General features: G+C 41.7%; 13 protein-coding genes and 4 pseudogenes. 10 read left to right on the top strand and 7 right to left on the bottom strand.

Translation table 11 applies throughout. From position 1 onward, the window contains the following. The first annotated feature begins 24 nt into the window (after nucleotides 1–24). From LRS05_RS03140 to LRS05_RS03115, 6 genes and pseudogenes are all read left to right on the top strand, one after another. A pseudogene (locus LRS05_RS03140) lies at nucleotides 25–1,078 on the top strand (2Fe-2S iron-sulfur cluster-binding protein). Between the two features lie 150 nt (nucleotides 1,079–1,228). Beyond that, nucleotides 1,229–2,026 (top strand): SDR family oxidoreductase, encoded by a 798-nt coding sequence (locus LRS05_RS03135; protein ID WP_257866984.1) that lies wholly within the window; start codon nucleotides 1,229–1,231, stop codon nucleotides 2,024–2,026. Nucleotides 2,027–2,047: 21 nt separating this feature from the next. Beyond that, nucleotides 2,048–2,461 carry a DUF2147 domain-containing protein gene (locus LRS05_RS03130; RefSeq protein WP_257866983.1) on the top strand — a complete coding sequence of 138 codons (414 nt, stop codon included), beginning with the start codon at nucleotides 2,048–2,050 and terminating at the stop codon, nucleotides 2,459–2,461. Between the two features lie 10 nt (nucleotides 2,462–2,471). Further along, nucleotides 2,472–2,669, top strand: a complete 198-nt coding sequence (locus tag LRS05_RS03125) for a hypothetical protein (protein WP_257866982.1) — start codon at nucleotides 2,472–2,474, stop codon at nucleotides 2,667–2,669. Between the two features lies 1 nt (nucleotide 2,670). Further along, the gene (locus LRS05_RS03120) at nucleotides 2,671–3,021 is read left to right on the top strand and encodes a hypothetical protein (RefSeq protein WP_257866981.1); all 351 of its coding nucleotides are present in this window, start codon (nucleotides 2,671–2,673) and stop codon (nucleotides 3,019–3,021) included. 8 nt (nucleotides 3,022–3,029) lie between these two features. Then, the gene (locus LRS05_RS03115; protein ID WP_257866980.1) at nucleotides 3,030–3,938 is read left to right on the top strand and encodes an AraC family transcriptional regulator; all 909 of its coding nucleotides are present in this window, start codon (nucleotides 3,030–3,032) and stop codon (nucleotides 3,936–3,938) included. Nucleotides 3,939–4,625: 687 nt separating this feature from the next. Here LRS05_RS03115 and LRS05_RS03110 read toward each other — a convergent pair. Together LRS05_RS03110 and LRS05_RS03105 are read right to left on the bottom strand one after the other, a co-directional pair. Beyond that, nucleotides 4,626–5,664 (bottom strand): annotated as a pseudogene (locus LRS05_RS03110) (glycosyltransferase family 9 protein). A gap of 5 nt (nucleotides 5,665–5,669) precedes the next feature. After that, on the bottom strand, nucleotides 5,670–6,275 hold the full coding sequence (locus tag LRS05_RS03105; RefSeq protein WP_257866979.1) for a DUF4254 domain-containing protein: 606 nt from the start codon (nucleotides 6,273–6,275) through the stop codon (nucleotides 5,670–5,672). Between the two features lie 61 nt (nucleotides 6,276–6,336). Between LRS05_RS03105 and upp the strand changes: the two genes are divergently transcribed. Next, complete coding sequence (upp, locus tag LRS05_RS03100; protein ID WP_257866978.1) at nucleotides 6,337–6,990, top strand: uracil phosphoribosyltransferase; 654 nt, start codon at nucleotides 6,337–6,339, stop codon at nucleotides 6,988–6,990. Here upp and LRS05_RS03095 read toward each other — a convergent pair. Next, nucleotides 6,985–7,347: a DUF6427 family protein gene (locus tag LRS05_RS03095; RefSeq protein WP_257866977.1), complete on the bottom strand. Its 363-nt coding sequence runs from the start codon at nucleotides 7,345–7,347 to the stop codon at nucleotides 6,985–6,987. The two genes, upp and LRS05_RS03095, sit on opposite strands and share 6 nt — an antisense overlap. Next, complete coding sequence (locus tag LRS05_RS03090) at nucleotides 7,332–7,913, bottom strand: hypothetical protein (protein ID WP_257866976.1); 582 nt, start codon at nucleotides 7,911–7,913, stop codon at nucleotides 7,332–7,334. The genes LRS05_RS03095 and LRS05_RS03090 overlap by 16 nt, the downstream gene beginning before the upstream one ends. A 48-nt stretch (nucleotides 7,914–7,961) precedes the next feature. On the opposite strand from LRS05_RS03090, the gene LRS05_RS03085 reads away from it, so the two are divergent. After that, nucleotides 7,962–8,192: a uracil phosphoribosyltransferase gene (locus LRS05_RS03085; RefSeq protein WP_257866975.1), complete on the top strand. Its 231-nt coding sequence runs from the start codon at nucleotides 7,962–7,964 to the stop codon at nucleotides 8,190–8,192. Here the strand turns inward: LRS05_RS03085 and purD are convergent. The 3 genes and pseudogenes from purD to LRS05_RS03070 all read right to left on the bottom strand — a co-directional run bounded on the left by purD (nucleotide 8,187) and on the right by LRS05_RS03070 (nucleotide 11,815). Continuing rightward, nucleotides 8,187–9,458, bottom strand: a complete 1,272-nt coding sequence (gene purD / locus LRS05_RS03080; RefSeq protein ID WP_257866974.1) for a phosphoribosylamine--glycine ligase — start codon at nucleotides 9,456–9,458, stop codon at nucleotides 8,187–8,189. The genes LRS05_RS03085 and purD overlap by 6 nt on opposite strands. Nucleotides 9,459–9,483: 25 nt before the next feature. After that, complete coding sequence (locus LRS05_RS03075) at nucleotides 9,484–10,830, bottom strand: exopolysaccharide biosynthesis polyprenyl glycosylphosphotransferase (protein ID WP_257866973.1); 1,347 nt, start codon at nucleotides 10,828–10,830, stop codon at nucleotides 9,484–9,486. After that, nucleotides 10,831–11,815, bottom strand: a pseudogene (locus LRS05_RS03070) (UDP-glucuronic acid decarboxylase family protein). 136 nt (nucleotides 11,816–11,951) lie between these two features. On the opposite strand from LRS05_RS03070, the pseudogene gmd reads away from it, so the two are divergent. Both gmd and LRS05_RS03060 read left to right on the top strand, forming a co-directional pair. Then, nucleotides 11,952–13,017: pseudogene (gene gmd, locus LRS05_RS03065) on the top strand (GDP-mannose 4,6-dehydratase). Beyond that, the gene (locus LRS05_RS03060) at nucleotides 13,017–14,060 is read left to right on the top strand and encodes a GDP-L-fucose synthase (RefSeq protein ID WP_257866972.1); all 1,044 of its coding nucleotides are present in this window, start codon (nucleotides 13,017–13,019) and stop codon (nucleotides 14,058–14,060) included. Before gmd ends, LRS05_RS03060 begins: the two are co-directional and overlap by 1 nt. Nucleotides 14,061–14,062 lie beyond the last annotated feature (2 nt).

Below are 14,062 nucleotides of genomic sequence, written 5' to 3'. Positions count from 1 at the left end.
TTATTTTTGCTGAAATATTTTTGAATGTCGACATTTAATACGCTTACCATAAAAGACGTAAGGCGCGAGACACCCCACGCGGTATCTATAGCCTTTGAAATACCTGATGCCCTTAAAGAAGACTACAAATTCAAGGCCGGGCAATACATCAACATAAAGACAACTTTTGAAGGCCAGGAGGTTCGCAAGGCATATTCTATATGCTCTTCGCCCAACAGCGGCGAACTGCGCGTGGCTATTAAGGCCGTAAAAAATGGCGGGTTCTCCGTTTTTGCCAACGAAAAGCTGGCAGCCGGCCACACCATGGAAGTTGGCACACCCGAGGGCAACTTCACTTTTGAGCCGAAACCCGACCGCCAACGCAATTACGGAGCCTTTGCAGCAGGGAGTGGTATTACGCCGGTAATGTCGATACTGCAGTCGGTGCTTGAGAGTGAGCCCGAGAGTACTTTTGTGCTGGTGTACGGCAATAAAGACCCGCAGGAAACCATTTTCCACCAGCAGCTGCACGACCTCCAACTGAAGTATGTAGGCCGCCTGTTTGTACATTTTGTGTACAGCCAGGCACGTGACGGTGAGAGCATCTTCGGGCGTATTGAGCGCTCTACAGTGAATTTTGTGATAAAGAACAAACACAAGGAAAAGGAATTTGAAAAATTCTACCTGTGCGGACCCTGAAGATATGATACTTACCGTGAATGATGTGCTTCGCGAAAGCAATGTGCCGGAGAAGAACATCAAGTTCGAGCTGTTCTCTACCCCTATTGCCGAAAAGCCGATTGCACAAAATCTTGACGGGCAAACAAACATTACGGTGATGGTTGACGATGAGGAGACCACCTTTATCATGTCGCAGAACATGACTATACTTGACGCCGCATTGAAACAGGGAGTTGATGCGCCTTACTCGTGCCAGGGCGGAATCTGCAGCAGCTGTATGGCCCGCATTACCAAAGGCAGCGCCGAGATGAAAAAGAATGCGATACTTACCGATGGCGAAATTGCCGAGGGCCTCATCCTTACCTGCCAGGCACACCCAACGTCACCGGATATTTATGTGGATTATGATGATGTTTAATCTTTAATTGAAAGATTGAACAATTTAAATTGAAAGGGTGCCGGATTGGCACCCTTTTTTATTTAGCGAATTTCAGCTACAACATCCTGACTTTCGGCTACATCTCTTTTTTGATTGCGGCGCAACTTTGCTGTATCAAAAATCAGAGAAATGAATCTACAAAACAGCACCGTACTTATTACAGGCGGAACCAGCGGCCTGGGCCTTGAGCTTGTAAAACAGCTTACAGCCACAGGAGCCACAATTATTGTGACAGGGCGTAACCTTAGTGCCCTTAACCAAGCCAAGAAGCTTTACCCACAAATCGCAACATTCCAGAGCGATGTAAGCAACCCCGATGATATTGAGCAGCTTTATGCAATGGTAACACAGCAGTTCCCACAGCTCAACCTCATCATCAACAATGCAGGGCTTATGCGGCTTATAGACTTGCAGGATGCATTATCGGACATAGAAGATGTTACCAGGGAGATAAGCACTAACCTTACCGGTACAATACAAATGGTACACAAATTCCTACCACACCTTGCTAAGCAAAACGAGGCCGGCATTGTAAACGTATCATCAGCCATTGCTTATATGCCATATAGTGTTGCACCTATATATAGTGCCAGTAAAGCCGGGGTTCATGCATATACCCAAGCATTGCGCTTACAGCTTCAGGATACCAACATCAGGGTATTTGAGATGATTCCGCCCGGGGTGAATACCAACCTTCAAAATGACTGGGCAGTTAAACCCAATCCGCGAATGATGATGGATGCCGACAAAATGGTAGCCACCGCGCTGAAAGCATTGCGCAACAATAAGCCGGAGCTGAAACCATTTGCTGTAAGCATAATAAAACTTGTGAGCAGGTTGCTGCCGGGTATGCTGATAAAATTCGGGCACAGGGAATTTAAAAATTTTAAGGCAACTCAATATCAATCATTAAAACCTCAACAATGAAAAAAACCATTTTTAGCAGCCGTGATATTAATACTCTCTTTTACGGCATTCGGACAAAAAATTCCTGCAGACATGATTGTCGGCACCTGGCAATGTGATGACTACAAGATAGAAATTTTCAAATCAGGCGACACTTTTTCCGGCAGGCTGCTATGGGCTAAAGATATGTTTGAAGCCGACGGCAAAACATCTAAAAAAGATACTGAAAATCCCGACAAAAAGTTCCGGAACAGGCCGCGGCAGGGTCTGGTACACATTACAAACCTTGTGTATAAGGACGGCGAATATATTGACGGTAGTCTCTATAGTGTGCAAGACGGCAATACTTACAGCATAAAAGGTAAACTCACCAGCCTTAACAGCCTTGAAACCCGCGGTTACAAGGGTATTCCCATCATGGGTAAAACATTTAAATGGAAGCGTGTAAAACAATAAAACTATTAATATGAAAAATACAAATGATAATCTATCAAGATTTTGGCTCATCGCTTCAAACGCTATGCCGCCCGTAGGCTTGTTCCTGTATTTAAAGCACAGGAAAAATTCTCCAACCAAGGCAAAAAGAGCCCTTTTAAGTGCTGCCCTGGGTCTGCCCCCGGCAATTGTAGCAGGGTATTTAATGGAAACCTATATACTCGGTTAATATGAAGATTGTAATTTCGTCAATATTGCTTCTGGCTTCGGTGGCTTTGAGCCTGAAGCACGGTTGGGATGCCTTCCAGCCGCCAACACCCGAACAGGCAAAGATTATGGCCAACCTGGGCATTACCCGCAGCATGGCGCCTTTTGTGGGCGGGCTCTCCATCATTACAGGGCTGCTGCTGCATTTCCCGAGAACGTTCTTTATTGGCAACATCATCAGCGCAATTACCATTTTGCTTATCATGGCGCTGTCATTACGGGCGGGTGATGTACGCACTGCCCTTATCGAAATTCCGTTCCTTGCCGTACCACTTATACTCATCTGGCTCAAATATCCGTTTAATTTTAAGTAACTTGCACTATGGCAAACACAACACCATACCGTATAAAATCTATTGCTGAAGTGCACCGGCTGATGGACCTGCCTAAGCCGCAGCACCCGCTTATCGGTATTATCGACCTGAAAGGGCTGCAGAATCACCCCGATATTAATGCTGTTATCTTTGACTTTTATGTAATTTCAATGAAGCGCGGCTGTGACAAACTGATTTATGGCCAGCAGAAATATGATTTTGACGAAGGATTGATGGCTTTTATGGCACCGGGCCAAATACTGCGCGGCGAAGAGGGTGGTGTGCCTGATAGGCTTGAAGGCTGGATGCTTTTCATTCACCCTGACTTTTTGTGGAATACACCGCTCGCCAAAAAAATTAAGCAGTACGAATATTTCGGGTATGCGGCCAATGAAGCGCTTTTTCTTTCAGATAAGGAAGAAAATATCATCAATGGCATTATTGAAAACATCAGGCAGGAAAACAATACAAACATTGACAAATTTAGCCAGGAAGTGATGATAGCCCACCTGGAAGTGCTGTTTGCCTATGCCCAGCGGTTTTATGAGCGGCAGTTCATCACCAGGAAAATATCAAACAGCAAAGTTTTAGGAAAGCTTGAAGAGTTACTGGCAGACTATTTCAGCAACGAAAGCCTGATGGCCGACGGACTGCCTACAGTTACCTACATTGCAAACAAGCTGAACATCTCTCCCAAATACCTTGGCAGCCTGCTGAAGCAGCACACAGGGCAGACTACGCAGCAAATCATCCATGAAAAATTGATTGGGAAAGCTAAAGAACAATTGTCAACAACTGAATTATCTGTAAGCGAAATCGCTTTTATGCTGGGGTTTGAACATTCGCAATCCTTCAGCAAACTGTTTAAGGCTAAGACCAGCCAAAGCCCGACGGAATTCAGGGCAAGTTTTAATTAACTGAATATTTAAAAATACTGGGTGGTCGAGAGACTGCCCTTTTTTGTATGATTTTACAAGTGGTATAACCTCCGGCAGGATTGGTCATATTTAACCAGTACATTAAAAACGCAATATTATTTAGGCACAAACAACCATTTTTAACATTTTTTAAAAAACCGTATTTTTACCTATATCGCTTAATGCTCAATGCCATAGATTTGCTTTACAAAAACTTATGTCACCATGAAACAAATACTGCTAATTACCTTTTTGTTGACAATATCAATCTATGGATGCTCTTCATCAGATGATGATTCTTCATCAAATTCAAGCAGCTGTGGAACTCACAATGGCAAAACCTTACATAAAGGGCCCGGAAGGAGGTTGTTACTATATAAATTCTAACGGTAATAAGACTTATGTTGATCGATCTGAATGTACTTGCTGATCTTGATACGAGCTTCAATATTGATGTGAATTATTTATATTAAAGCATTGGTCATAGTCGTACGTTATGTAACTCGGATTGGTGGGATAATTATATATAAAATTCTAATGCAAAGATACAAACAAAAGTTTAATATTGCACTTTTCTCTGAAAAAAATTATTTTGGTGAGAATTTATTGTAATGTTAAGAGGTTGTTAAAAGATGTGCTACGACTATTCACAAGTTTAGGATAAAGAAATGATTTTTACGAAAGAAACTACGCGTTAATAATATCATAAATTTTATCTACAACTTGCTTGGGGGTAATCGTTCGCATCGCATCTTCATATCCAAGGATAATCTTGTTTCCGTAAATTGATGTCGGCAGTAAGGGATATTGATTTCTGTCAGCAGTAATCAGATGATTTTCAGGTTGATGGAACGGTGTAAACCCTGCATAGGGATGCGTTGCGCCCCATATTGTTACCGTCTTTACCCCATACATCGCAGCGATATGGGCATTCCCGCTATCCATGCTCAGCATCAAATCGAGATTTGCAATGAGGTTCAACTCACCTTTGAAACTTAATCTGCCCGGCGTAACCACCACGTTTTGCAAGCCTTTAGCAAAATTTTCGAGTTGGATTGTTTCTTCCTCTCCTCCACCAAAAAGAAATATTTTGTACTCCTTATGCCTTGCCAGTTCGTTAATAACGTCCTTCATCAAATCGGCAGGATATACTTTTCCCTGATGCTGCGCGAACGGCGCGACGCCGATCCATTTACCGGATTTTGAACCGGTAAGTTTTTGTATTTCAGGTGTTACCTCCGGCTTTTCCGGAAATTGGGGATTGTCCAGCTTTACCGGAAATCCCAGCCTTTCAAAAGTCTCGGCATGGCGCTGAACTACAGGTTTCAGCGGTTTAAACACTTTATTTTCAGTACGGGTCAGAGCCTTTTTCTCAGTTCGGGCTTTGTCGGTTGCTGCGGTTTTTACACCCGAAAGTTTAAACAATGCGGTAATGATTTTTGACCGCAGCACATTATGGAGGTCTGCCACTGCATTGATTTTCAGCTTCCTGAGTTCACGAAACAGCCGGAACAGCCCCCAAAAGCCTTTGTGCCTGCCTTTTACGTCGGCTGCCACGAAATTAAGATTCGGGATACCATCAAAAAACGGCCTGTAAAATTCGCGCGAAAGCACCGTCACTTGTACGCCGGGATGCTGTAAAAGTAAGGCTCTCAGCACCGGGACCCGTCATTGCGACGTCGCCCATTGCCGAGAGCCTTATCACTAAAATGTGCTTGCCGGCCATCGCCGTTATTTTTTGTTCTGGTACAATACCGGGTTCAGCTCTTCGTCGTTGTACATTTTCATCTGCTTGTACACCTTCATAAACTTGTCTCCTGCTTCAATATCAGCCAGTAAGTCGTCAATCGCAGTTGAAAGATCTTTCTTCTGCTCAAGCAAAACATTAAGTTTTTCCCGGCATTTAGCACGGTGTTCCGGTGATGCTTCTTCACGATTCGCTTCCTCAGCCATATGGTGGATTTTCAATGCCAAAATTGAAAGCCTGTCCAGCGCCCAAGCCGGGCTTTCGCTGTTAATCTTTGCGTCAGGTTTTGGCTGTACATCCTTATATTTCTGGAGAAAATAGCTGTCAATATATTCCACCATATCGGTACGCACCTGGTTTGATGCGTCGATTTTACGCTTTAGCACTAAAGCCTCGATCGGGTCAATGTTCGGGTCGCGTATGATGTCTTCATAATGCCATTGCACGGTATCTACCCAATTTTTTGCATACAGCAGGTGCTCAATCTTATCTTTCGGATACGGATTGGCAATAGGCTGGTCTACAGAGTCATACTTGTGGTAATCATTGATGCTTTGCTCAAAAACAGGGAACGCAATACTTGAAAACATAGGTTTGATTTTATTTACAAATATAGTTTTAATACTTTTATCCTTCCAAAATACTTTGCCAATGCACATCCATTACATTTCAGATACCAATAGCATCCTCAACCATTTCCTTGCCCAGATTCGCGATGTGAACGTGCAGGGCGACAGCATGCGTTTCCGGAAAAACATTGAACGCATTGGCGAAATTATGGCTTATGAGCTAAGCAAGTCGCTGGAGTACAAGCCTGTAAACATAACTACACCGCTTGGCACAAAAGAGACTACAGCCATTAAAGACGGTGTGGTGCTGTGTTCCATACTCCGCGCGGGGCTGGCGCTGCACACAGGTTTCATGAACTTTTTTGATGATGCCGAGAATGGGTTTGTCTCTGCCTACCGCCATCACCCGAACAACGATGAATATTTCGAGATTCAGGTGGAGTATAAAGCCGCGCCAACGTTTAATGCAAAAACGCTGATCCTTATTGACCCCATGTTGGCTACAGGCCAAAGCCTTGTGGCAGTTTTCAACAAACTTATGGCTACAGAAACCCCTAAAGAAATACATATTGCGGTAGTGATCGCGGCACCCGAAGGCGTGGCTTACCTGCAAGAAAATTTGCCGGACAATTGCCATCTGTGGATTGCTGCCCTTGACGAAAAACTGAATGAAAAGCAGTACATAGTCCCAGGGCTGGGCGATGCGGGTGACTTGGCTTACGGCAGTAAATTATAATTGTGAGGTGAAGAGAAACAGCACAATAAGCGTTAGCACACCGAGAAAAACCTCTGTAAACCACTTATTTTCCTGGCTCTCAAGATAGTTAGCGCCCATAACTGCCAGCGGTGCAAAAGTAAAGGCAAGGAAGCTGTTATTCTTGCCTGCGCTCAACACATATACCGCTACCCCTATAAAAAATGCAAACACGATTTTTTTGTATGACGACTGCATATTAAGCGGCTTGTTAGATAATGAAACCACTTCCATAAACGCAAAAAGCACAGCAATGGCGCTAAATACCGCAAGCCCGATGTTTTGGTAAATGTTCTCAAAATAAGTAAAGTCAAAACTTACAGCTATCTGCTCCTGCATGGTTTTGAGCAAGTGCATACCCGGAGATATAGCCACCATAAAATAGATAACCGCCACTGCAAAAATGCAATGAACGGAATAACCCAGTTGCGGTAATCGCGAGACACGTGGAAGATTATTGAGATGAAAACCAACACGATAAACAATATGGCCCAAAAATGGAACAGCGCTGCCATGAATATCCAGAAGGATGCGTCGAAGATCTTTTCCTTTGGGGTAATAAGGGACTGCAGCGATATGAGCCTGCGCAATGCCAGCAGCAGTAAAAAGTTAGATATGATAATGTTGGTATTTACCAATATTGTTGGGAAGAGCACCAAAAACAGCATAAACAGGAACATGGCATAGGTATTTGCCTTACTGAGCGCATTGCGCCGGGTAATGAAATTGGCGAGGAAAAGTGAACCCGCCAACAGCAGTAAAAGCCCTATTTTTTGGACTATCAGGTAAAAGTACCCTGCCCAGTAATCATCTTTAAAAATGTATAAAAAATAGCATACAAGCAAGGCTACGGCTATGATTACATAATTTACCGGCCTTGATTTACTAAAAACACTTGCTAACATGCGATAATTTTATACTTTTGTGTCTGTAAATATAATACTTGTTTAAAAATGAAAGCATTTTTTGAAGGCATTGAGTACCTGTTTGTAAAGATATTGTTCTGGCCTCTTGATATACTAAGAGCTATGGAACTTGATAACTGGTGGATTGCCAACATTATAACATGGATATTCATCATAATTTGCTGTGCAGCTACGTGGTACTGGATTAAGCAGCTACAGGTATTTAAAGCCAATAATGACGACGACCAGGATACTACGGCACACTCGTTCTTATCATAAGTCGAAGCCGATATCCTTCCTGTAATACATCTTATCAAAGCTGAGTTTATCAAGGTTTTGATAAGATTTTTTTATGGCCTCGCGGAAGTCATTTCCAAATGAAGTAACAGCCAGCACACGGCCGCCGGAGGTTATTACTTCACTTTCATTTAAGCCTGTACCTGCATGGAAAACAATGGAATCCTCAACATTATCTAAGCCTGAAATAACTTTCCCTTTCTCATAATCTTCAGGGTAGCCGCCGGATACGGCCATTATTGTAGCAGCAGAACGTTCATCAACCAAAATGGTTTTGCTTTTCAGGTTTTGCTTTGCGACTGCCATAAAGAGCTTCACCAGATCTGACGTAATGCGCGGAATTACTACTTCGGTCTCAGGGTCGCCCATGCGCACGTTGTATTCAATCACAAACGGCTCGTCGCCCACTTTTATCAGCCCTATGAATATAAATCCTTTATAGTCGATTTTACGTCGTTTCAGCCCTTCAATGGTAGGTTTTACCACACGGTCTTCAATTTTCGCCATAAAGGCCTCATCTGCAAACGGCACTGGTGATATAGCACCCATCCCGCCTGTATTAAGGCCGGTGTCACCTTCGCCAATACGTTTGTAATCTTTAGCTGTCGGGAGTATTCTGTAAGATTGTCCGTCAGTCAGCACAAAACAGCTCAGCTCTATGCCGTCAAGAAACTCCTCAATTACTACTTTGCTGCTTGCCTGCCCGAATTTGGCATCTACCAGCATGTTCTTCAGTTCCTGCTGCGCTTCTTCCAGGCTGTTGAGTATAAGCACTCCTTTGCCTGCTGCAAGCCCGTCCGCCTTTAGTACATACGGCGGTTTCAGCGTGGTGAGGAAGTCAAGGCCCTTCTGCAATGTATCAGCAGTAAAACTGCCGTAAGCTGCGGTGGGGATGTTGTTTTCGGTAAGGAAAATTTTTGCGAATTCTTTGCTGCCTTCAAGCTGTGCACCTTCTTTTGAAGGGCCTATCACCGGAATAGCTGCCAGTTCTGCATCATCTTTAAAAAAGTCGTAAATACCTTTTACCAAAGGGTCTTCCGGGCCCACAACTACCATAGTTATACCTTTATCAAGCACAAATGCTTTAACTGCAGCAAAATCTGTTGCGGAAATGTTTACGTTGACAGCAATTGAAGCTGTGCCCGCATTACCGGGTGCGACATACAGTTCTTTACATTCTTTGCTTTGGAGCATTTTCCAGGCAAGGGCATGTTCCCTTCCCCCTGAGCCAAGGAGTAATATTTTCATTGTAGTTGTGTTGTTGTTTTATGACTTAATATGCTTTCTCTTCGCCACGCAACGCGTTAACAACGGTAAGCAGTATAATTTTTATATCAAGCAGCAATGACCAGTTTTCGAGGTAAAAAATGTCATATTTCACCCTGTAAATAATGTCGTTATCAGATTCTACCTCACCGCGAAACCCTTTCGTTTGTGCCAACCCTGTAATGCCTGGCTTTATAAAGTGGCGCACCATAAACTTGTCTATCCGGCGGGCATACATTTCTGTATGGCTTACCATGTGGGGACGTGGCCCTACTACCGACATATCTCCTAACAGCACATTAAAAAACTGCGGAAGCTCATCAATACTTGTTTTCCTTATAAATTTGCCTGTTCGGGTAATCCTGGGGTCGTTCTTGCTTACCTGGTGTATATCGGCTATTTCATTAAGCCGCATTGAGCGGAATTTATAGCAATAAAATTCATCATAGTTAAGACCGTTTCTTTTCTGTTTAAAGAAAACTGGGCCTCGTGACTCTGCTTTTATAAGCAGCGCAAGAACTGGTGTTAGCCATGATAGTATACCCAGTATAATGATAAGCGAAAAAACTATATCAAACCCACGCTTTATAAATTTGTTAAGGTAACTATCCAGCGGGATATTTCGAAGCGATATAATAGGGATGTAACCATAATAGTCATATTTATAGTTACTTGCTATAACTTCTTTATTGTCAGGTAAAAACTTGAGTATTTTCAGGTTATTATCGGTAAAGTCAACAAACTTGTTCACATCTTTTGTGTTTAGGCTTGCCATTGAGCAGTAAATCTCATCTATCTTTTGCTCCATCACAAAAGAAAAGCATTCTTCAATGTCTTTGTTTGACTTCATTGGGAAAACCTTTTCAAGTTTATACCCATAGTCAGGATTTTCATTGAAGAATTCTGCAAGTTGCGCAACACTTTTGCCACGCCCTACAAGTACCACTCGCCGGAAATTACCGCCGAAGAGCACCCTGAACTTACGAAGCCCATAATAAACAAATATCTTGGCTGCAGCAATAAGCAGTGTTGAAAGGCTTATGAAGCTTATAACCTGAGAAGGGCTTGAAAACTTAAGGAAATAGCCTATATAGGCAAAATTCACAATTATAAAGAGGAAATATTGCTTGACAACCTTACCGTAAATCTGTATTACTTTTGTGTAGCGGTAAACCTCATAAAAGCCGGTATTGTAACCAATTATGGCCCATGACAGGGTAATAAACAAATGGTAAGACCATGTCTGGAAGTTATCCCAGAGCATGTGATTTGCCAGTGCATTTATTATTATAAGGTCAAGTATATAAGAAAAGGGCCTTATATAGCCTGAATACCTTCCTGTTCTCTTTTTCAATTAAACAATATATTTAGTAAAATCCTTATGGTCTTCTTTCAGTAACTCTTCAGATGACAGGGACTTAAAATAATCATATGTAATCTTCATTCCTTCGGCACGGCCCACTTTAGGCTCCCAGCCTAACAAGGCTTTTGCTTTAGAGATATCGGGCTGGCGCTGCAGCGGATCATTTTCAGGTAGCGGCCTGTAAACAATTTTTTGTTTTGTGCCGGTAAGTTTTATTATCTCTTCAGCAAAATCTTTTATAGTTATCTCATCCGGATTTCCTATGTTTACCGGTAACGTGTGCCCACTGTGCAACAGGCGGTAAATGCCTTCAACCTGGTCATCAACATAGCAGAAAGATCGCGTTTGCATACCATCTCCAAAAATAGTGAGGTCTTCACCACGAAGTGCCTGGCCAATAAATGCAGGTATAACACGGCCGTCATTAAGCCTCATGCGTGGGCCATAGGTATTAAAAATCCTGACAATCCTGATATCAACATTATGGAAGGTGTGGTAAGCCATTGTGATTGATTCCTGAAAGCGCTTGGCTTCATCATACACACCCCTCGGACCCAATAGCATTCACGTTACCATAATAATCTTCAGTTTGCGGATGAACTAACGGGTCTCCATAAACTTCAGATGTAGATGCGATAAGGATAGTTGCTTTTTTTACGCGCGCAAGCCCTAAAAGATTATGGGTGCCTAGCGAACCCACTTTTAGCGTTTGTATAGGTATCTTAAGGTAATCTATTGGAGAGGCAGGCGAGGCAAAATGCAATATATAGTCAAGCTGGCCGGGAATATTTACAAATTTTGTAACATCATGGTGATAAAACTCAAAATGCTCTAATTTGAACAAGTGTTCAATATTGCGAAGGTCACCTGTGATAAGGTTATCCATCCCTATAACGTGGTAACCTTCTTTTATAAACCTGTCACACAGATGTGAGCCTAAAAAGCCGGCGGCTCCGGTTACTAATATCTTCTTCATTATGTTGATTTGCCCTCGCAAGATATAAAAATATGCCTTATTTAGTGTTATTACATCAAAGCATCATTTATACTGCAACAAATTTACGCATATTCTCCTTTAAAAAGTATATTTGCAACATAAAGGAAATATAGTAATGAAAAAAGCATTAATAACAGGTATTAATGGCCAGGATGGATCTTATCTTGCAGAACTCCTTATAGAGAAGGGATATGAGGTTCATGGCATCATAAGGCGCAGTTCAACATTTAATACTGAACGTATTGAGCATCTATATATTGATTCGTTATTAAAAGATATCCATAATAATAGGAAGATACTGCTTCATTACGGAGATATGACCGATTCTACGAATCTTATACGACTCATACAGCAAATAAAGCCCGATGAAATTTATAATCTTGCAGCACAATCGCACGTTAAAGTATCTTTTGAGCTACCTGAATATACTGCAGAAACAGATGGAATTGGTACTTTACGGCTTTTGGAGGCAGTACGCATTTGCGGTCTGGAAAAAACAACAAGAATCTATCAGGCATCTACATCAGAGCTCTATGGTAAAGTTCAGGAAATACCACAAAATGAACTAACTCCTTTTTACCCCCGATCACCTTATGGTGTTGCAAAAATATATGCCTATTGGATAACTAAAAATTATAGGGAAGCATACGGAATGTATACCGCTAACGGAATACTTTTTAATCATGAAAGTGAAAGACGTGGCGAAACATTTGTAACACGTAAAATTACGCTTGCTGTTGCAAGAATATCACACGGTATACAGGAAAAACTATATTTGGGCAACCTCAACTCACTTCGTGATTGGGGTTATGCCAAAGATTATGTTGAATGTATGTGGCTGATGCTGCAACAAGATACAGCTGAAGATTATGTAATTGCCACGGGAGAACAATATTCTGTGCGAGACTTTTGTGAATATGCATTTAGGGAGATCGGGATAGACTTATACTGGGAGGGGAGTGATGAAAATGAGAAAGGAATTTGTAAAAAAACAAATAAAATATTAGTGGAAGTTGATCCGCAATATTACAGGCCAGCAGAGGTAGAGACTTTATTGGGAGACCCTACGAAAGCACGCACAAAACTAAAATGGAATCCCAGAAAAAACTTCATTTAGAGATCTTGTGAAAATAATGGTTCAGCATGATCTTGAATATGTCCTCAAGCCAATCAAAATATAATGGAAAAAACGGCAAAAATATATGTTGCAGGACACCGAGGTCTTGTAGGAAGCGCCATTTTAAATAATCTTGAAAAAAAAGGGTATAAAAATATTGTTGTTAGAACCCACGCTGATCTTGACCTTAAAGACACCGCTGCAGTTTCTGCTTTTTTTAATGAAGAAAAGCCAGAATACGTTTTTCTTGCAGCGGCCAAGGTTGGCGGCATTGTTGCCAATAATACTTATAGGGCAGATTTTATTTATGAAAACCTGATGATACAAAATAATGTGATTCACCAGAGTTATGTAAATAAGGTTAAAAAATTATTATTCTTAGGCAGTACCTGTATATATCCTAAAAATTGCCCTCAACCTATGAAGGAGGATTATTTATTGACTGATGTTTTGGAATATACAAACGAACCTTATGCTATAGCCAAAATTGCCGGAATAAAAATGTGCGAAAGCTATAATCTACAATACGGAACTAATTTCATGTCTGTTATGCCTACAAATTTATATGGGCCTAATGACAATTTTGACCTTGAAAATTCGCATGTATTGCCGGCAATTATACGTAAAATTTATCTCGCTAAACTGTTGGCCGATGGCAGAAAAGATGAAGTTGTGGCAAACCTTAAGACTGATACATTTGATGAAGCTAAGATAATCCTTAACCGTTTCAACATTTCAGCCGAGAAAGTAGAATTATGGGGTTCAGGCAAACCCATGCGTGAATTTTTGTGGAGTGAGGATATGGCCGATGCGTGTGTATTTATTATGGAAAACAGAAACTTCGCCGATTGCTATATAGATCATGAAGAAATTCGCAATACACATATAAACATAGGCACCGGTAAAGATATTAGCATAAAAGACCTGGCATATACTGTAAAAAACATTATTGGCTATAATGGTAAATTGTTATTTAACACAGATATGCCTGATGGCACTATGCGTAAACTTACCGATTGTTCTAAATTAAATGTCCTTGGATGGAAATACACAACTGAACTTGACCAAGGAATACGCACGTTATATAATTGGATGTTAAAAGCGTAAAC

Source organism: Flavobacterium sp. J372 (genome assembly GCF_024699965.1).
Classification (GTDB): Bacteria; Bacteroidota; Bacteroidia; order Flavobacteriales; family Flavobacteriaceae; genus Flavobacterium.
This window is presented reverse-complemented; position numbering and strand designations above follow the sequence as displayed.

Coding starts and splice junctions, on each gene's coding strand:
- LRS05_RS03135 (WP_257866984.1), top strand. CDS start 1,229: ATGAATCTACAAAACAGCACCGTACTTATTACAGGCGGAACCAGCGGC.
- LRS05_RS03125 (WP_257866982.1), top strand. CDS start 2,472: ATGAAAAATACAAATGATAATCTATCAAGATTTTGGCTCATCGCTTCA.
- LRS05_RS03120 (WP_257866981.1), top strand. CDS start 2,671: ATGAAGATTGTAATTTCGTCAATATTGCTTCTGGCTTCGGTGGCTTTG.
- LRS05_RS03115 (WP_257866980.1), top strand. CDS start 3,030: ATGGCAAACACAACACCATACCGTATAAAATCTATTGCTGAAGTGCAC.
- LRS05_RS03105 (WP_257866979.1), bottom strand. CDS start 6,275: ATGTTTTCAAGTATTGCGTTCCCTGTTTTTGAGCAAAGCATCAATGAT.
- upp (WP_257866978.1), top strand. CDS start 6,337: ATGCACATCCATTACATTTCAGATACCAATAGCATCCTCAACCATTTC.
- LRS05_RS03095 (WP_257866977.1), bottom strand. CDS start 7,347: ATGCAGGAGCAGATAGCTGTAAGTTTTGACTTTACTTATTTTGAGAAC.
- LRS05_RS03090 (WP_257866976.1), bottom strand. CDS start 7,913: ATGTTAGCAAGTGTTTTTAGTAAATCAAGGCCGGTAAATTATGTAATC.
- LRS05_RS03085 (WP_257866975.1), top strand. CDS start 7,962: ATGAAAGCATTTTTTGAAGGCATTGAGTACCTGTTTGTAAAGATATTG.
- purD (WP_257866974.1), bottom strand. CDS start 9,458: ATGAAAATATTACTCCTTGGCTCAGGGGGAAGGGAACATGCCCTTGCC.
- LRS05_RS03060 (WP_257866972.1), top strand. CDS start 13,017: ATGGAAAAAACGGCAAAAATATATGTTGCAGGACACCGAGGTCTTGTA.